The sequence below is a fragment of the Nonomuraea sp. GTA35 genome, from assembly GCF_041950525.1.
In the GTDB taxonomy this organism is placed as follows: domain Bacteria; phylum Actinomycetota; class Actinomycetes; order Streptosporangiales; family Streptosporangiaceae; genus Nonomuraea.
In genome coordinates, this window is sequence record NZ_JBGNUV010000006.1 from 556736 (window position 1) to 575703 (window position 18968).

At 66.8% G+C, this 18968-nt stretch carries 14 protein-coding genes; 8 read left to right on the top strand and 6 right to left on the bottom strand.

Features of this window, described 5'->3' with window-relative positions:
- Positions 1–44 precede the first annotated feature (44 nt).
- The 3 genes from ACBJ32_RS29195 to ACBJ32_RS29205 all read right to left on the bottom strand — a co-directional run bounded on the left by ACBJ32_RS29195 (position 45) and on the right by ACBJ32_RS29205 (position 2253).
- A complete protein-coding gene (locus ACBJ32_RS29195) occupies positions 45–473 on the bottom strand; it encodes a type II toxin-antitoxin system VapC family toxin (RefSeq protein WP_375129398.1) in 429 nt (142 codons plus the stop codon).
- On the bottom strand, positions 460–723 hold the full coding sequence (locus tag ACBJ32_RS29200; RefSeq protein WP_375129399.1) for a hypothetical protein: 264 nt from the start codon (positions 721–723) through the stop codon (positions 460–462). Before ACBJ32_RS29200 ends, ACBJ32_RS29195 begins: the two co-directional genes overlap by 14 nt.
- 96 nt (positions 724–819) lie before the next feature.
- The gene (locus tag ACBJ32_RS29205) at positions 820–2253 is read right to left on the bottom strand and encodes an acetyl-CoA synthetase (protein ID WP_375129400.1); all 1434 of its coding nucleotides are present in this window, start codon (positions 2251–2253) and stop codon (positions 820–822) included.
- A gap of 284 nt (positions 2254–2537) precedes the next feature.
- Here ACBJ32_RS29205 and ACBJ32_RS29210 point away from each other — a divergent pair, with 284 nt between their 5' ends.
- From ACBJ32_RS29210 to ACBJ32_RS29240, 7 genes are all read left to right on the top strand, one after another.
- Positions 2538–3662, top strand: coding sequence for a trypsin-like serine peptidase (locus tag ACBJ32_RS29210; RefSeq protein ID WP_375129401.1), 1125 nt, complete (start codon positions 2538–2540; stop codon positions 3660–3662).
- A gap of 336 nt (positions 3663–3998) precedes the next feature.
- Positions 3999–5132, top strand: coding sequence for a trypsin-like serine peptidase (locus ACBJ32_RS29215; protein WP_375129402.1), 1134 nt, complete (start codon positions 3999–4001; stop codon positions 5130–5132).
- Between the two features lie 197 nt (positions 5133–5329).
- Positions 5330–6493, top strand: a complete 1164-nt coding sequence (locus tag ACBJ32_RS29220; RefSeq protein WP_357871785.1) for a hypothetical protein — start codon at positions 5330–5332, stop codon at positions 6491–6493.
- 377 nt (positions 6494–6870) lie between these two features.
- Complete coding sequence (locus tag ACBJ32_RS29225; protein WP_375129403.1) at positions 6871–7332, top strand: transposase; 462 nt, start codon at positions 6871–6873, stop codon at positions 7330–7332.
- A gap of 447 nt (positions 7333–7779) precedes the next feature.
- Positions 7780–9381: a trypsin-like serine peptidase gene (locus tag ACBJ32_RS29230; protein WP_375129404.1), complete on the top strand. Its 1602-nt coding sequence runs from the start codon at positions 7780–7782 to the stop codon at positions 9379–9381.
- 434 nt (positions 9382–9815) lie between these two features.
- Positions 9816–11411, top strand: coding sequence for a trypsin-like serine peptidase (locus tag ACBJ32_RS29235; RefSeq protein WP_375129405.1), 1596 nt, complete (start codon positions 9816–9818; stop codon positions 11409–11411).
- Positions 11412–11586: 175 nt separating this feature from the next.
- On the top strand, positions 11587–13131 hold the full coding sequence (locus tag ACBJ32_RS29240) for a trypsin-like serine peptidase (protein ID WP_375129406.1): 1545 nt from the start codon (positions 11587–11589) through the stop codon (positions 13129–13131).
- 54 nt (positions 13132–13185) lie between these two features.
- On the opposite strand, the gene ACBJ32_RS29245 is transcribed toward ACBJ32_RS29240, so the two are convergent.
- The 3 genes from ACBJ32_RS29245 to ACBJ32_RS29255 form a co-directional block, all read right to left on the bottom strand.
- A complete protein-coding gene (locus ACBJ32_RS29245) occupies positions 13186–14784 on the bottom strand; it encodes a hypothetical protein (RefSeq protein ID WP_375129407.1) in 1599 nt (532 codons plus the stop codon).
- 206 nt (positions 14785–14990) lie between these two features.
- Positions 14991–16349, bottom strand: coding sequence for a hypothetical protein (locus ACBJ32_RS29250; RefSeq protein WP_357871774.1), 1359 nt, complete (start codon positions 16347–16349; stop codon positions 14991–14993).
- A 289-nt stretch (positions 16350–16638) separates the two neighbouring features.
- Complete coding sequence (locus ACBJ32_RS29255; protein ID WP_375129408.1) at positions 16639–17847, bottom strand: NADP-dependent malic enzyme; 1209 nt, start codon at positions 17845–17847, stop codon at positions 16639–16641.
- Between the two features lie 263 nt (positions 17848–18110).
- Between ACBJ32_RS29255 and ACBJ32_RS29260 the strand changes: the two genes are divergently transcribed.
- Positions 18111–18965, top strand: coding sequence for an ABC transporter substrate-binding protein (locus ACBJ32_RS29260; RefSeq protein ID WP_375129409.1), 855 nt, complete (start codon positions 18111–18113; stop codon positions 18963–18965).
- Positions 18966–18968: the final 3 nt, after the last annotated feature.

Genomic DNA, 18968 nt, shown 5'->3' on the forward strand with positions numbered 1-18968 from the left:
CGTTCCTAGCCGAGTAGTGCCGGCTTGCGCCCTTACCAACCAGTTCAATTGAGCGGGGACCGCCAGCGCAAGCCCTGGAACCTGGCGAAATCCTTGTCGCAGGTCACGAATTCACAACCGTGCTCGATGGCGAGTGCGGCGAGGTAGGCGTCGGGGATGAGCTTTCTTCGCGCGTTCGTCTCCCTGCACAACCTTGTGAAGATCTCCCAGTGGCGCTCGCCAGGGGCGACGACGATGGCGTGCGGCTGGTTGCGCACCTGGTCGGCGAAGGCGAGGATCTGCTCCATGGAAGGCGGGTTCTCGTGGATGGCCTCGACGCTGAGAACCCTGATGAGACCGTTGACGACGTGGTCGGAGACCGCATAGGCGGCGTCACCGTTGACCATCTCATCGACCAGCTTGTAGCACGCGATGTGATGGGGCGCCTGCGAGCGAAAGGCATTGACCAGGACGTTGATGTCATTGAGCAGCATCGGCCTGCACCTTGGAGAAGGTCTCGATGTCTTCCTGCTCCATGAGGGCGTAGATGAACTCCGGTGTGAGCTCGATGCCCGGCTTGAGCCGCGCGTCGGTGGTGACCAGCTCCACGCGGGGCCGTTCGGCCGCCTCCGTGGATCGGTTGAGCAGTTGTCGCAAGGCGTCCTCCATGACCGAGTTGAGACTGCGTCCGTTCTTCGCCGCGTACGCCTTCGCCTCGTTGAGGAGCACCTCGTCGATGCGCACCGTAGTCCTCCGCATGACTCCAGCGTCCGCGCGTGACATAAAAATGTCAACTCCAGATCGTAGTCATCCGATCACGAACTTTGCTCTTGCTTTGCGTCACCACACGGCCACATTGAGCTTCCCATCGCTGGACACCCGCACCTCCTCCCCCACCAGCTCCCGCCCCTCCGCCTCCCCCAGCAGCCCCCTCTCCGCCACCACCGCATAGGCCCTGCCCCCAGGCACGTCCACGACCAGGAACCCCTTCTCGGCCTCACCGTCACGCCCGTGCGCCACCGTGTACCCCGCCACCACCCCCACCCCTTCGTACGAGCCCACCAGCGGAACCTCCTTGGCGACATGCACCGGCGCGACATCCCCCAGCCGCCCGCCCGGCTCGCTCGACCACACCGCGTACGTGTGTTTCGTCAGATGCATCCCCACCCCGCTCACCAGCCCGTGCCCCGACTGCGCCCGCAGCAGCCCCGCCATCGTCGCCGTCGAGTGCAGCACGTAGTCGCTGGCCGGCCCGCCCGCGTACGGCAGCCCGCCCGTCACGGTGAGCCCGCGCGGGTCCAGCGGGTCCAGCCCGATGGCGTCGCACGCCTGCCGCAGCGCGATCGCGAAGCAGCTGTACAGGTCCAGCGCGTTCATGTCGTCCAGGCCGAGCCCGGCCCGCTCGAAGGCGGCCTCGGCGGCGTGGGCGACGGCGGGAGAGGAGCCGAGCGCGGGCCGCGTCGCCACTTCCCAGGTGTCCTCCGCGTACGCCCATCCCCGCAGGTAGACCCGCCGATCCTGCGGCACCCCCAGCCGGTCGGCCAGCCCCGAGCCGGCCAGGATGACGGCCGCCGCCTGGTCGACCTCCAGCACGGCCACCGTGTCGGTGGTGTAGGGCCAGCCGACGAAGCGGCCGCCGGCGAGCTCGTCGGGGGTGCGGGCGGCCCTGCGCCAGGCGTACGGGTTCGCGGCGGCGACCTCGGTCATCGGCGCCATGATGCGGGCCCGCTCGCGCATCTCCTCCTCGATCGTGAGCCCGGCCGCCGCCCGCCGCGCGGTCTCCATGATCGGATAGGTGTGCACCGGCAGGAACAGCCCGTGCGCGAGCGCCGACGGGTGCGGCGGCCGCTCCCAGCCGTACGGGGGCTTGGGGTCGGCGGGGTGGCTCCACGGCACGTGCTCGCCCGCCTTCCTGTACGCCCTGCGCGTGGCGAGCGCCTCGGCACCGGCCACCAGGGCCGAGTCCAGCTCGCCCGCGGCGATCGCGGCCGCCGCGGCACCGATGAGCAGCTGCGGGGCCGTACCGCCGACCTTGGAGTAGACCTGGTGGCGCGGCGCGGCCCCGAGGCGCTCGGCGAGGCGGCCGACGGGCGAGTCGTAGTGCCAGGAGTCGGTCCAGACGATCTGGATCGAGTCGAGCCGCTCGACGGGCAGCCGCGCGTCGCCGGCGGCCTCGCGCGCCACGGCCTCCCAGAGATCGAGCGGCTCAGGGCCGGGCTGCTCGCGAATCGTGCGCTGGGCGATGCCAATGAGACAGGGGGTGCGAGGGTCCATGACCCCAGCTAACCAGAACATCGCTCGGTTGATAAGGAGTGGCGTTTGATAATGGACGTTACCGATGTGACCAGAGAAATTAAAACCACGTCTCGACCTGCGGAAATGCCAATTCCGAATACATGCGCACTCGCTATTTCTATAACGGAACGGAACCGGCCCATGCTTTTTCGCGTCGTTTACTGGCCGCCGGATCGAGCCGTTCATTAACGTTCCGATCGTTTTCCTGGCCCATCCGGGGCGCAGTACCCCGCTCTGGGCCGCCGAAAGCTGAGAGGAGCTCCATGTATTCCCGAGCAAGGCGCATCGCGATCCCCCTCGCCGGCCTCGTGGCCATCGGGCTGGCGGCGGGAATGGTCAGCGGCGGCGCGGCCAACGCGACGACCGCACCCTCGGACGTCGTCTCCAAGAACTCGGCGACCCCCGCGGAGCAGGCGATCCAGTTCTGGACGCCGGACCGCGTCAAGCTGGCCACCGACCACGACGACGGCCTCGACCTGTCCTCCAAGGGCGTCAAGGGCAGCAACGACGCCCCCGACGGCCCGGCCGGCTCCGTTCCGCCGATCGGCGCCGAGAAGGCGAGGTCCACGAAGAGCAAGCACGTCAACCTGCCGAACACGGTCGGCCGCGTCTTCTTCACGCTGCCCAAGGCCGACCCCCGCAACCCGAAGAACTGGCGCTACTGCTCGGCCAGTTCGGTGCAGGGCAAGTACCGCAACCTCGTGGCGACCTCCGCCCACTGCGTGTACGACACCAAGAAGAACACCTTCTACGACAACTGGATCTTCATCCCGTCGTACTGGGACGGCGACAAGGTCTGGAACGGGAAGGCTCCCTACGGCATCTACGCCGCCAAGACGTTCAACGCGCACGACGACTTCGTCGTGAAGGAGGACTACGACTTCGACTACGCGTTCGTCAACGTCTTCAACGGCATCAAGGTCAACTGGGAGAAGGTCAACGGTCAGTGGAAGTGGACCGTGAAGAACGTCGGCCGCCTCGGCGACAACGTCGGCGGCCAGGGCTTCACCTGGAACCGGAGCACCAAGCTGAACGTGTTCTCGTTCGGCTACCCCGCCGGTGAGCACCCCGACGGCGACAAGCCGTTCACCGGCCGCACGATGAAGTACTGCTACGGCAAGACCAAGGCGATGCCCGAGGCCAAGAAGTACAACCTGCAGGAGCACACCGGCTTCAAGTGCTCCTTCACCGCCGGCGCGAGCGGCGGGCCGTTCATCTACAACTACAAGAGCGCGTCGCGGACCGGCTACCTGGTCGGCGTCAACAGCGTCGCGTGGGACACCGACGGCAACGACCGCTACGACCACATCTCGTCGCCGTACTTCAACACCGACACCTACAAGGTCTACAAGGCCGCCGCCAACCGCTGGACCGGCAACTGGCGCTGATCGACGGCACCCCGGGCCCCGGTTCCCCCTGGGAGCCGGGGCCATCCCTTCGCCGGAATGGGACCACTTGCCGACGTGGCGTACGCCACTTGGAGCGTGCGAATGCGACCGCGAATGGGCGCCAATTACGTACGCGCGGATGGTCGACGAACCGGCCTCCGACCTGCGGAGACATGACCGGCCTAATGATCATTTACACGTATCGGGGGCGTTCGGTTGACGGTGTCCTTATGGTTCACGATGCACTCTTGATCAGGTAACGAATCTCTATCCGAGCTGCAATACCGTCTGTACATCTGGAAAAATCCACCCTTACGACCCCAAGAAAGGCATTTCATGATCCCCCGAGCCAGGCACTTCGTGGCCGCTGCCCTCAGCAGCGCGCTGCTGATCGTGCCTGCCTTCACGGGGATCGCCGCCCACGCCGCGTCCGCCGCTGTGACCGCCGCTGTGACCACCACTGCGGCCACCTCCGTGGCCCCCAGCAAGGTGTACGCCGTCCCGCTGGCCAAGACGCTCGCGGACGTGAAGCGGGTCGCCGACTACTGGAGGCCCGACCGCCTGCAGAAGACCGACCTGTCCACCCCTGCCACGCCCGGCTCCGGCTCCGCCGCCTCGGCGGCCTCGTCGGGCGCCGCCGCGGCCGCCACCGTGAAGCGGACGACCGCCGCGGCCGCCGTCGCGCCGGCGCTGCCGCGCACGGGCACGGCCGCCAACACCATCGGCAAGGTCTTCTTCCGGTTCGGGGACAAGGAGTACTGGTGCTCCGCCGCCGCGGTCGCGGCCAAGAACCGCAGCGTGGTGGCCACCGCCGGGCACTGCGCGTACGACTCGCGCACGGCCAAGCCCGCCGACTACTGGATCTTCGTCCCGAACCCCGAGCCGAACGGCAACGCGCCCGACGGCATCTACGTGGGCGCCTCGATCAGCCTGCACGAGGACTGGTCGGGCAAGGGCGACTACGACTACGACTACGCGTTCGTGACCGTGCACCGCGGCTTCGCCTGGGTCCCCAAGGACGGCGCGTACATCATGCGGGACATCGGCCGGCTCCAGGACAACGTGGGCGGGCTAGGGCTGGAGCTGAACAAGAAGCCCGGCACGTACGCCGTGACCGCGTTCGGCTACCCGGCGGGCCAGCAGCCCGACGGGTCGCACCCGTACGACGGCAAGACGCTGCAGAAGTGCCTGCCCGGCAGCACCCGCTTCACCGTCGCCCCCGGCCGCGACCTGCAGAAGGGCGTCGAGCTGATGCCGTGCGACTTCAGCCCGGGCGCCAGCGGCGGCCCCTGGTTGCTCGCCTACGACGACAACCGCAGGCTCGGCAGCCTGGCCGGCGTCAACAGCCTGACCTGGAACAGGGACGCCAAGGGCCGCTACGACTCGGTGTCGGCTCCGTACTTCGACACCACCACCGGAGAGGTCTACCGACGCGCCGCTGGGCTCACCACGCTCTCAAATGTGACCTAAGTCATAGCAACCACATGATCACGGCGGGTGATCAGCGGCTTCTTTGTCTCGGTACGGTCACGGCGCGCCTTTGGAACGCTGACAGGATCTACCTGCAATTCACACGGACCAAGTCAAACCGATAGGTTCCGGGCTGTCCGTTTGCTGAGTAATGGAGGTGCATGAGGCGCCTCATGTCAGCGCAACCTGGAGTTACCTTGAAGCGAATCCTTCTCCCCGCCGGCGGTGCCATCCTGGCCACCGGTCTGCTGGCCGCCGGCCTGTCCGGTACGGCGCAGGCCGACGGCGACGTCGCCAACGACCCGATGGCCCGCAACAACTCCGCCGCCGTCTCCGTCGCCTCCTTCTGGCTGGCCTCGAACGGCGCCGCGCTCCGGTCCGCGACCCAGTACACGTGGGACTCGAACGAGGTTCGGAAGGTCGTCTCCAAGGGCGGTTACAGCCCTGACGGCAGCCCCGGCACCACGGCGCCGACCGGCGAGTCGAAGTCGACCGGCAGGGCCCAGAACGTCAACCTCCCCAAGACCGTCGGCAAGGTCTTCTTCGTCGACGGCCAGGGCAAGTTCCGCTGGTGCTCGGGCACCTCCATCCAGTCGAACTACCGCAACCTGGTCGCCACGGCCGGCCACTGCGTCTACGACACCGACAGCAACAGCTCCACGATGGACAAGTGGGTCTTCGTCCCCGGCTACTACCAGGGCAAGGCTCCTTGGGGCATCTACGTGGGCAAGCAGGCCTTCACCCACTACGACTTCGACACCTACGAGGACTACGACCGCGACTACGCGTTCGTCACCGTCTACAACGGCATCACCTCGAACGGCGTCAAGCAGGTGGACCGCAAGGACTTCGAGCGCTTCACCGGCCCGAAGCGGGCCTGGGGCGGCCGCTACTACATCCTGCTGTCCAAGGACGCGGGCCGCCTCGGCGACAACGTCGGCGGCCAGGGCTTCGCCTGGAACCAGCCCACCGGCAAGCCCGTGCGCGCCTTCGGCTACCCGGCAGCCCCGCACCCCGACGGCAACAAGCCGTACAGCGGCGTGACGCCGAAGCACTGCTACGGCAACACCACCGCCAAGACGGTCGGGGCCTCCTGGCTCAAGATCGAGGAGCACATCGGCCTCAAGTGCGCCGTGACCCCCGGCTACGACGGCGGTCCGTGGCTGCTGAACTACAGCAACGCCAAGCGTCTCGGCTACGTCAACGGCGTCACCAGCACGTTCGCCGACCAGGACGGCAACGACCGGATCGACTACATCACCTCGCCGTACTTCGACGGTGAGACTGCCTCGGTGTACAACGCGGCCAAGAACGTGTGGTCCGGCAAGATCGTGGGCCCGAACGGCGAGCTGTACAAGTAAGCCCTACCAGGGGAAAGCGAGGGCCTCGGGCATCCGAGGCCCTCGCTTGCTGTTTCCGGGGGTTCGTACGGGGACCACGCACGGCCTTCCGCCGGAGGGCGCTTCGCGCCGGCACAGCTCCAGACAGCGCCTCCCAGAGGCTCCGCCCTCCTTCGATCCCCACCACGCCGCGGCGCCGAGAGCCCCTCAGCCGCTCCCGGCCCGACACACGGCTCGCGTCTCACGCTGGGACGGTCATCGGATGGGGCGTGACCGAAACAAGGCGCCGCACACATCCCCCACCCCGAAGTGACGCACACACAGCCGTCACACCTGTCGGCATGAAGATCTTTCTTTGTTCAACTGACAGACCGTATTTGCCTTGTCACGATGGGCGCATGCGTCGCGATGATCTGACAGACGCCGAATGGGACCGGGTCGCCACCCTCCTGCCCCAGATCGGCGTCCACGGCGGCCGGACGACCGACGACCGCACCGTGATCAACGGCCTCCTCTACCAGGCCCGCACCGGCGTCCGATGGCGCTACCTGCCCGAGCGGTACGGCTGCTGGGTCACCCTCTACAAGCGCCACCGCCGCTGGCTGGCGGACGGCACCTGGCAGCGCCTGACCCTGGCGCTGCACACCGACGACCCAGGCGATCCCGCCGACCCCGGCGACCTCGGCGACCACGTACCGGCCCGCGTGGGCAGGATCGGCCCGGCGGAGCTCGACCTCATCCGCAGCCATCCGCCAGGCTCCCCCCGCACCACCCACCTCCCGTCCCCCCTCAAGGACACAGCGGTGCTCACCAGCATCCAAGCCCTCCTGGGCGAAACGGTCAGACCCAAGGGAGCCTGATCCGACCCCTGCCTCACGGCCCGTCGACGATGCGTCGGCGGGCCGTTCTGATGCGCCGGCAACACCGCCAGAACCCCGGCGAGCACGGCTCTCGGACCCGATTCTGAAGATCTCCTGTGAGAAACGGGGCAATTTAGACGGAGCCGGTTCCCATCTGGTTCCTGTGATCTGAGTCACATTCAACCAACTACAGTCAGTCGCATCCCCCTAACGGCACTTTCGTACCAGCAGCAACAACCCCTCCATACCCTGCGAAAACGTGACTTGACGATCACAACGCGCAAATGTCTCTGACAGGTCACGGAAAGGTCACGCCGCACGGGGGCCATACCGAATCCCCCAAAGCGGGTTTCACCTGCGGAGATCACCACGCTATGTTCCTTGCTATCCCTTTACTGACGCATGGGACGCAAGTTGCGACCCACGACAGAGCAAGGAGCAGTTCCCTTGAAGCGCATCCTCATCCCCGCCGGTGGCGCCCTCCTGGCCACCGGTCTCCTGGCCGCCGGCCTCGCCGGCACCGCCCAGGCCGACGACACCGTCGCCAAGGACGCGATGGCGACGAGCGCGGCCAACGCCAAGGCCATCGCCCAGTTCTGGGCGGAGAACAACGGTGCCGCCCTCAAGGCCGCTACCGAGTCGAACGTCTGGGACAAGGCCGACGTCGCCAAGCTGCAGAGCAAGGGCGGCTACAGCTCGGACACCAAGCCGGGCTCGACCGCGCCGATCGGTCAGGAGAAGAAGGCCTCCACGAAGGTCCAGAACGTCAACATGCCGAAGACCATCGGCAAGGTCTTCTTCGTCAACAGCAAGGGCGAGAAGAAGTGGTGCTCCGCCACTTCGATCCAGTCGCAGTACCGCAACCTGGTCGCCACGGCCGGTCACTGCGTGTACGACACGGCCGCCAACACGGACGTCATGTCCAAGTGGGTCTTCGTCCCCGGTTACTACCAGGGCAAGTCCCCCTGGGGCATCTACGTGGGTAAGCAGGCCTTCACCCACTACGACTTCGACGTCTACGAGGACTACGACCGCGACTACGCGTTCGTGACCGTGTACAACGGCGTTCACGTCTCCGGCAAGACCACCAAGGTCACGCCGAGCGAGTACAAGTCGCACGTGGCCAAGGGCGGCGTCGGCTTCGTCAAGGAAACGCCGATCACGAAGGAAGAGTTCGAGGCCGGCTACGACAAGTACGGCGAGGACGGCCCCTTCAAGTCGAAGGCCGCCGACCCGAAGGTCGAGACGGTTGCGAAGCCTTCCGACGTGACCGCCGGCAACGTCGACGCCTACATCAAGGGCGAGGGCCCCACCAAGGGTGTCCAGCTCGTCGGTGCCGAGGTCTACAAGTCGCAGTACACCGCGGCTCCCACGGGCTTCGACAACGGCGCCAAGTTCGAGCGCCTGAGCACCGAGGTGCCCATCAGCAAGGAGAAGTACGACGAGCTGAAGGCCGCCAAGGGCGACGGCAAGTTCATGGGCGAGGTTCGCGCCCAGCTTGACGCCAACAAGAACGAGATCGCCTGGTTCAAGACGCAGTACTACATCAAGAAGTGGATCAAGTCCACCGCTCAGATCAAGTACTGGGTCGAGGACTACTACGTGGTCGACATCGCCGGCAAGGACGCGGGCCGTCTCGGCGACAACGTCGGTGGCCAGGGCTTCGCCTGGAACCAGCCGACCGGCAAGCCCGTGCGCGTGTTCGGCTACCCGGCCGCTCCTCACCCCGACGGCAACAAGAACTACACCGGCGTGACTCCGAAGTGGTGCTACGGCACCACCACGAAGAAGCTGGTGGGTTCGGCTGCCAAGAAGATCGAGGAGCACGTCGCCCTCAAGTGCGCCATGACCGAGGGTGCCGACGGTGGCCCGTGGCTGTACAAGTACAGCAACAGCAAGCGTCTCGGCTACGTGAACGGTGTCACCAGCACCTTCAACGACCAGGACGGCAACGGCCGCGTGGACTACATCTCGTCGCCGTACTTTGACGGCGAGACGAACACCGTCTACAAGGCCGCCGCGGCCTCGTGGTCCGGCAAGATCGTCTGAAGTAACGGATAGCGACCGGGCTTGAACCGTTCGTGTAACCGTTGCCAGTGAAGGGCCCGGCATCCTGCCGGGCCCTTCCGCTTTTCCGCCGAACGTGAAGGCGTTTGGACGCATGGGACGTCCAGACGGTGCCATCAAGTCGATGTGATCTGTGTCACATCGCCTGATCGACCGGAACCGGGAGGGCGCCTCAGCCCCGCGAGCCCCACTGACAACTTCCTTATGTTGATCTGGGCAAACGGTAAAGAGGCTGGCTTTCCTCAGCTCCTGCGCATCAGCCACTTAAACATCACAGAACGATCACGGCCGCCTTGTCCCATCTTTTCCGACCAAAGCGGCTACCGGATCTCAAGATCGACACTGTATGTTCCTGGCTATCCCTTTACTGACGCATGGGACGCAAGAGGCGTTCCACGACAGCGCAAGGAGTTACCTTGAAGCGCATCCTCCTCCCGGCCGGTGGCGCCATTCTGGCCACTGGTCTGCTGGCCGCCGGCCTCGCCGGCACCGCCCAGGCTGACGACACCGTCGCCAAGGACGACCTGGCCAAGACCGCGGCGCAGGCTGCCGAGGTCATTGACTTCTGGACCAAGTCGGACAACGCGGCGCTGAAGAAGGCCGTGGCGTTCAACCCCGACGCTCTCGAGGTTGAGAAGATCTCCTCCGGTGGCGGCTACAGCGCGGACACCAAGCCGGGCTCCACCGCTCCCATCGGCGAGGAGAAGAAGAGCACCGCCAAGGTTCAGAACGTGAACCTGCCGAAGACCATCGGTAAGGTTTTCTTCGAGTACCGTGACGGCTCGCTCTACTGGTGCTCGGGCACCTCGATCCAGTCGCAGTACCGCAACCTGGTCGCCACGGCCGGTCACTGCGTCTACGACATCGCCGCCAACGACGAGGTCGTTTCCCGCTGGGTCTTCGTGCCGGGCTACTACCAGGGCAAGGCTCCTTGGGGCATCTACGTGGGTAAGCAGGCCTTCACCCACTACGACTTCGACGTCTACGAGGACTTCGACCGCGACTACGCCTTCGTGACCGTCTACGACGGCATCGGCGGCGTCGCCAACAAGTCCACGAAGGTCACCCCGAGCGAGTACGCGGCGCACATCGCCAAGGGCGGCAAGGGGTACGTCAAGGAGACCCCGATCACCGCTGAGGAGTTCGCGGCGGGTTACGAGAAGTACGGCGAGGCTGGTCCGTACAAGTCGGCCGCTGCTGACCCCAAGGTCGAGTCGGTTGCCAAGCCGTCCGACGCTGCGGCGAAGATCGAGGACTACATCTCCAAGGGCGTCAACGGCGTGAAGCTGGTTGGCGTCGAGGTGACGGAGTCGGTCTACAAGAACGCCCCCGCCGGCCTGGACAACGGCAACAAGTTCGAGCGCCTCTCCAAGGAGATCTCGATCTCCCAGGAGGAGTACAAGAAGCTCGTTGCCGAGAAGGGCGACGGCAAGTTCCTCGGCTCCCTCCGCGTCACCAAGGACGCGAACGGCACCGAGACCGCTTGGTTCAAGACGCAGTACTACGTGAAGAAGTGGATCAAGTCCACCTCGCAGATCGAGTACTGGGTCGAGGACTACTACGTCGTCGAGCACGCCGTCAAGAGCGTCGGCCGCCTCGGTGACAACGTCGGTGGCCAGGGCTTCGCCTGGAACCAGCCCACCGGCAAGTACGTCCGCACCTTCGGCTACCCCTTCGGCCCGCACCTGGACGGCAACAAGCCGTTCACCGGTGTCACGCCGAAGTGGTGCTACGGCAAGACGGCCAAGAACGTTCTGCGCATCCCGTCCAAGAAGGTCGAGGAGCAGATGTCGTTCAAGTGCACCGTGACCGCCGGTTACGACGGTGCGCCGTGGCTGTACAAGTACAGCAACAGCAAGCGTCTCGGCTACGTCAACGGTGTCACCAGCCTCATCGCCGACACCGACAGCAACAAGCGCTACGACACGATCACCTCGCCGTACTTCGACGGTGAGACCGCCGCGATCTACAAGGCCGCTTCGGCCTCGTGGTCCGGCAAGCTGATCCCGTAGTTCTCGCTGCTGGACAGAACGACGACCTAGTCATCGTTCACATGCTTCACCCAAAGGGCTCGGCTTCTGCCGGGCCCTTTGGCCTTTCTACGACAAATTTGAGCATTCCCCTTACCAGAGTGACTGGTGGGTCGATAGGGTCTTTACACCCTTTTTGACAACTGTGGAGCCTCCCGTGAAGCGCCTGCTCATCCCCCTCGCCGCCGCCGGCCTGAGCGCCGCCGTACTCGCCTCGCCCGCCAACGCCGCACCGTCCTGGGCATCCGAAGACCTCCTGCCCAAGCCGGCCGACGCGTACGGTGCCGCCTTTTTCTGGCTCGACTCGAACGGAGCCGCCCTGCGGAAGGCCACGCAGTACAACCTGGACGCCAAGGACGTGCCGAAGGTCGTCAGCTCGGGCAGCAAGGGCGTCCCCGACGGCAAGCCCGGCATGACGGGCCCGACCACCACCCCCAAGGCTGGTACGAGCAAGAACGTGAACCTGCCGAAGACCATCGGCAAGGTCTTCTTCCTCGACAAGTCGGGCCACTACCGCTGGTGCTCGGCCACCTCCATCCAGTCGAGGAACCGCAACCTGGTCGCCACCGCCGGCCACTGCGTGTTCGAGAACGGCAAGGACGAGGTCTACCGCAAGTGGATCTTCGTGCCGGGCTACTACCAGGGCAAGGCCCCCTGGGGCGTCTACGTCGGCGCCTACGCCTTCACCGCTTACGACCTCGACACCTACGACGACTACGACGGCGACTACGCCTTCGTCGCGGTGCACAACGGCTTCGCGCTGACGGGCTCCAAGGAGGTCGTCAAGAGCGAGTTCCACGCCTGGGGCGGCGACAAGTGGGTCAAGCACGAAGAGATCAAGAAGGAAGAGTACGACGCCGGGTTCGAGAAGTACGGACCCGCGGGGCCGTACTGGTCGAAGGACTTCGACGTCACGCCGGAGAAGGTCGCGCACAACTACTCGGGCGAGAAGATCCTGACCAAGGTCGAGGTCACCGAGTCCGAGTACAACAAGGCGCCGAAGGACACCGCGAGCGACGTCAACGGCGAGCAGTACGAGCAGGCCGGCCCGACCCCCATCAGCCAGGAGGAGTTCAAGAAGCTCACGGCTGAGAAGGGCGACGGCAAGTACCTCGGCAAGCTCACCGTCACCAAGGACGCCAACGGTACCGAGACCGCGTGGTTCGAGACCCGCTACTACGTCAAGCAGTGGGTCAAGGCCGGCAAGACGGTCCGCTACTTCCGCGACCACTACCACATCGGCCTGGCCAAGGACCTCGGCCGCCTCGGCGACGTCGTCGGCGGCCAGGGCTTCGCCTGGAACCAGCCGCTCGGCCAGCAGGTAACGGTCTTCGGCTACCCGAGCGCCCCGCACCCCGACGGCGACAGGCCGTTCACCGGCGTCACCCCCAAGTGGTGCACCGGCAAGACCGGCACGAAGAGCGTCCAGGTCAACACGTTCAAGGTCGAGACCCACCAGGTGCTCAAGTGCTCCATGACGTGGGGCGCCGACGGCGGCCCGTGGCTCATGAAGTACAACAACAGCAAGCGCACCGGCTACGTCAACGGCGTGACCAGCGTCTTCGCCGACAACGACGGCAACGACCGGATCGACACCATCAGCTCGGCCATCTTCGACGGCGAGACCGCCGACGTCTACAACAAGGCGAACTTCGCCGAGACGAAGAAGATCGTCGGCCCCAACGGCGAGCTCCTGAAGTAACCCAGCGGTGGGCCCGGGCACATGCCGCCCCGGGCCCACCCAGGCGACAACGAGTTACCGGCCAGCATCCTCCTGGACCGTGACCTCGTGGCCGGCCTCAGCGGGCTCGAAGTGGGTGTCACCCCACTGAACGGTGTACCGGTAACGGCCGGCCTCCGCCGGCGTGTCGGTGAAGCCGAACGAGCCGTCATCGGCGGTGGCCACGCCCGGCAAATCCGTGGTGACGGTTTCCCCGTCCTTGGTGAGGATGCGCTGCACGCTCACCGGAGTCCCCGCGGGCGGAGCCTGGCCGTCGGTGGTCAGTGTGCCGGTGAGCCGCAGTGGGCTGCCGACAAGCCCTTCCGCAGGGCCGGTCAGGGTGAGCGAGGCGGGAAGGCGGGTCCAGATGTTCACCGACACCGTGCTCGCCCGGTGGAGGGAGTCCCCGTTCCAGCGCACCTCCCAGGTGGTGCCCCCGGCCACCGTCGGCGTGTCGGTGAAGGTGAACGTACCGTCTGCCTCGGTGGTCACGCCAGGGAGCGTGGAAGCACTCCCGTAGTCCGGGCGACGGGTCACGACCAGTTGCTGCGGACCGGGAGCCGACTCGTGGGACAGCGTGAGCCGGCCGGTCATGGTGAGCGGTTTCGACACGATCGACCAGTCAGGGGGCGTCAGCGTCAGCGTGGATCCGCTGAGAGTCACGTCCTCCGCGCGCCACAGATGAAGTCTGCCGTCGCGTGAGGCCCTCAGCACGCTGAAGACGTCGTCGCCGGAGAAAGCCAGGCTTCCCTGCATCACGTCACCGGCCGGATTGGCGGTCGTGTACGTCGTCGCCGCCGTTGCGGTGTCGAACAGGGTCAGATCCACGCTGCCCCGCTTGCTGCCTCCCGCGACATGCTCACCGTCCGGGCTGATGGCGACGGCCTGCCAGGAGCCATGGGAGGTGGAATCCTCCCCGTAAGTACGCGTCCTGGTCAGGCTGGTGGTGTCCCAGACGTCGAAGCGGTAGGGGTGACCGAACGACGAGATGACCTCGGAGCCGTCCGCCGTGATGGCCAGGTCCAGCAGGTTGGACAGGCCGCCGTTCGCCCCGCCCGAGATCACACCGCGTGAGGTGGGCGAGGCGCCGCTCACGTCGTACACCAACAGGTCCGTCGGCAAGACGCCGGGATCTCCGAAGACCAGTGTGTCACCGGCGGCGGCGAGGATCGGCGCGTAGCTCGTGTTCGGGCCGAACTCGACCGGCTGCGGCACCCCCGCTGACAGGTCGAGGCCGAGAACGCCTCCGTTGTACATGTGTTGGCAGCCATACCCGACCCAGAGCCGATCTCCGGACAGCGCCAGGTACGACGGGCACGGGTTGGAGGCCAGGCCGATCCGCCGCGTGATGGCGAGAGTGGCCGTGTCGATCTCGACGACCTCGTTGGAACCGCGCAGCGCCGCGTACAGACGCGTGCCGTCGGGCCGCATCGCGAGGCCCTGCGCACCGGAGAGGCCGGTGATGGCGCCGCTGAGTTCGCCCGCGGTGTCGGCGACGACGATCTGGTTCTCGGCGGAGACGAAGACCTTGCCGCCGCCCACGACCACATCACCGCTCTTGGAGGTGACGCCCAGGGAGACACCGAGGTCGGTCGTGGAATCGGCGGCCGCCGCCGGGGCCAGCGTAGTGATCAATCCCGCCGTCATGGCCACGACACCGCTTAAGGCGGCCAAACGGCGCGTGAGTTCGAGGCGTAAAGGGCGCACAGGATCTCCGATCTGGAGGAAGGGAAGATGTCGGCGCCCTGATCAAGTCAGAGAAAACTCGGGCCGTCAAGATCCAAGATCGGCCGGCACGGTTGTCGACGGGCCCGGGCACAAGCCGGCCCGGGCCCATCAGGTCACACGGCGGTGAGCTCGCGCGTGCGCTCGCGCAGCGCGGCCACCGGCCGCTCGTTCTTGTACGGCTCCAGCCGCCGCCGCAGATCAGCCGCGTACGACCGCGACCGCGCCGACTGGAGCTCGGCCGCCAGCGTCAGCGCGCCGGCCGCGGCCGAGCACGCCTCCTCCAGCTCCCCGCACTGCAGCAGCCCGGCGGCCAGCAGCGACAGGTTGAACATGCGCCCCCGCACGTACCGGGAGTCCATGTCGAGCGAGCGCCGCGCCTGGCGCACGACCCGCTCCCCCTCCCCGAGGTCGCGGAAGCAGTGGGCGAACTTGGCGGACAGGTAGGCCTCGTCGAAGTAGCTGAGCCACTTGGGCTCGTCGGCGGGCTTGCGGGCATCGAAGGCGCACTCGGCCTCGTGGAGGGCGTGGCCGCAGGAGCGGGCGTCGCCCAGGCCGGCGTGCGCGTGGGCCTCCAGGACGTGCGCGGAGGCCAGGAGAGTCTTCACCCCGGCCGCGCGGGCCGCCATCTGGGCGGCTCTGGCCAGGTCGAGGGCGTGGGCCGGCTGGCCCATGTAGATGGCCTGGTGCGCCATGCCGGCCAGGATCTCGCCGCCCAGCGTCTGGTCGTCGGCGCCCCTGGCCAGGCGCAGGGCCTGGATCAGGTACCGCTGGGCGAGGCCGTGCTGCTCCATGTCGTAGGCCATCCACCCCGCCAGGCGGGTCAGCTCCGAGGCCGCGGCGGCCAGCTGCTTGCCGGTGGACTCGCCGTACGAGCCGTCCTTGAGCAAGGGGGAGACGGCGGTGTCGAGGTACTTGACCACGGACGAGCGGACGCGTCCGCTGCCGAAGCGGTTGTCGAGCTCACCGAAGGAGCGGGTGACCTCGTGGATGGCGGCGATGTCGGCGCGGCCTACCCGCCGCGTGCCCGTGCCGCTCGGGCGCCCCTCAGAGGGCGATGTCAGCCAGCGTACGGCTCCAACAGAGCCTGCTCCAATCGCGAACGTCGAGTCGATCAGGAACCTCCGTCTCTCCACATCGGCCCGCCACAGCGCCGTCACGGTCGCGACCCCCTCCTGCCAGGTGTGCGTGAACTCCTGTCCGAGATCGAGGGGTGTGATGACGGCCGGCATGCCCAGGTCCTCCGACGAGACCGGCCTGCCTAGCCGGAGCGCGAAGATCTCGGTGAGCAGGCACGGGACCGGATCGCGCGGCCTCTGACCTCCGATCCATCGCAGGACGGAGCTGTGGTCGTACTTGAGGCCCGGAGTGCCACGTGCGGCTCCCAGATCGTTGAGGCGCCTGGCCAGTCCCTTGTGGGAAAAACCCGCCTCTGCGATGAGCTGCTGCAGCAGTCGATTCGGCTCGCGTTCCATCGCTCTCCTCGTCACAGGAGTCGGCGCCCACATCATTACAGAGAGCTACTGTTATAGCACCTTGCGTAAAGGGTTTATGGCAGTTCCCAAAGGTCACCCAAACTCCATCCCACACCCCGGGCCGTCCTGCACATGATCAGGCGGACCCTGGCTCCTGGACGGGGATCTCAACTACCCACGAAACGGCCACGTAACCCGAAAAGCAGAAAGACCTGGTGAGAGGCGGTAAAAAAGGGGCGAGCGAGGGCCGGAAAGGGCTCTCTCGCTCGCCAGGACGGCCTGTGGGGGCTCAGACGCGCGCGACCCCGTCCGCCCGGGCCTGGGCGGCCACCGCGGCCGTCACGGCGGGCGCGACGCGCTCGTCGAACGGGCTCGGGATGATGTACGTCGCCGAGAGGTCGTCACCGACCACCCCCGCCAGCGCGTTGGCCGCGGCCACCTTCATGTTCTCGGTGATCGCGGTGGCCCGCACGTCGAGAGCGCCCCGGAACACGCCGGGGAAGGCCAGCACGTTGTTGATCTGGTTGGGGAAGTCTGAGCGGCCGGTGGCCACCACCTTGACGTACCTGGCGGCCACCTCGGGGTGCACCTCCGGCGTCGGGTTGGACAGGGCGAACACGATGGCGTCGGGCGCCATGGACGCGATCGCCCGCTCCGGCACCGTGGACCCGGACAGCCCCAGGAACAGGTCGGCGCCCTCCAGCGCCTCCTCCGTGGAGCCGGTGTGGCCCGCCCGGTTGGTGTCGCGGGCCAGCGCCTGCTTGACCGGGTTGAGGCCCTCCCTGCCCTCGTAGATCATGCCCTTGGAGTCGGAGACCGCGATGTCGCCGATGCCCGCCTCCAGCAGGATGCGGGTGACGGCGACGCCGGACGCGCCCGCGCCGGCCACGACGGCCCGCAGGTCGCCCAGCGTGCGGCCGGTCAGCCGGGCGGCGTTCCGCAGGGCCGCCAGCGCCACGATGGCGGTGCCGTGCTGGTCGTCGTGGAAGACCGGGATGTCGAGCAGGCCGCGCAGCCGGTCCTCGATCTCGAAGCAGCGGGGGGCGCTGATGTCCTCGAGGTTGATGCCGCCGAACGAGGGCGCCAGGCGCACCACGGTCTCGACGAGCCCGTCGACGTCGGTGCAGTCGAGGCAGATGGGCACGGCGTCGACGCCCGCGAACTCCTTGAACAGCAGCGCCTTGCCCTCCATGACGGGCATGGCGGCCGCGGGGCCGATGTCGCCGAGGCCGAGCACCGCGGTGCCGTCGGAGACGACGGCGACCACGTTGGAGACCCAGGTGTAGTCGCCGGCCAGCGCGGGCTGTTCGGCGATGGCGGTGCAGACCCGGGCGACGCCGGGCGTGTACGCGAGCGACAGGTCGTCGGCGTCGCGGACCGGGACGGTGGAGCGAATCTCGATCTTGCCTCCCCTGTGCAGGGCGAAGGCCGGATCGAGGTCGGGTGTTTCGACGGAAGCAGAAGCGGGCGTGGCAGCCACAGCGACCCCTGTAGTCATCGGTAGCGGAAGTAACCTTCGGCGGACGAGCGCGAGCGGGCTGGCTTCGGTAGCTGCCAGGATCCCCTCGCCGGTCGTCTGGTGAGGGGGTTCGGGGGTCACCCGTCTTCCCATACTGCCACAGGCTGAGATGCTGTTCGGTGTCGGCGCCGACGCCGTTCTGTTGACGCATCGTTAAATCCCGGGTGACAGACCGCAGCTAAACCCCATCTAAACTGCACAAAACGCAAGTTTCATGGCTTTTCACTACGAGGAGGCCGTACATGGCCCTCAGACCCCTGGGCCGCCGTGGCTACGCCGCCGGCGCGCTCGCCTTGGCCACTGCGCTCATGCTCACCGCGTGCGGCAGTGAGACCGGCTCGGGCACCGGCACGACCAGCGCCAGCGCCTCCGCCGCCGGCGGTGCCAAGCTGGTGCAGCCCGGCAAGCTCACGGTCTGCACGAACATCCCGTACGAGCCGTTCCAGTTCAAGGACGCGAGCGGCAAGATCGTCGGGTTCGACGTGGACATCGTCGACCTCGCCGCGAAGAAGCTGGGCGTGACCCAGAACATCGTGGACATCGACTTCGCCGTGATCAAGAGTGGTGCCGCCATGGCCGCGAACAAGTGCGACGTCGCGGCCGCCGGCATGACGATCACCGACGAGCGCAAGCAGAACATCGACTTCTCCGACCCCTACTTCGACGCCACGCAGGCCCTGCTGGCCAAGAAGGGCACCGGCGCCGCCTCGCTGGAGGACGTCAAGGCCAAGGGGCTCAAGCTGGGCGCCCAGGCCAGCACCACCGGCCTCGACTACGTCAAGAAGCAGGGCTTCGACCCGACCGAGTACGCCGACTCGGCCAAGGAGCTGCTGGCCCTGCAGGCCGGCCAGGCCGACGTGATCGTCCAGGACCTGCCCGTCGTCCTCACCTGGCTGAAGAAGCCCGACATCGCCGCCAAGTTCGAGATGATCGGCAGCCTGGACACCGGCGAGCAGTACGGCATCGGCCTGAAGAAGGGCGCCGACCCGCTCCTGCTCAAGACGATCAACGAGGAGATCGCCAAGGCCAAGCAGGACGGCACCTACGAGAAGATCTACGTGAAGTGGTTCGGCAAGAAGCCCGGCGAGCTGGGCTGATCC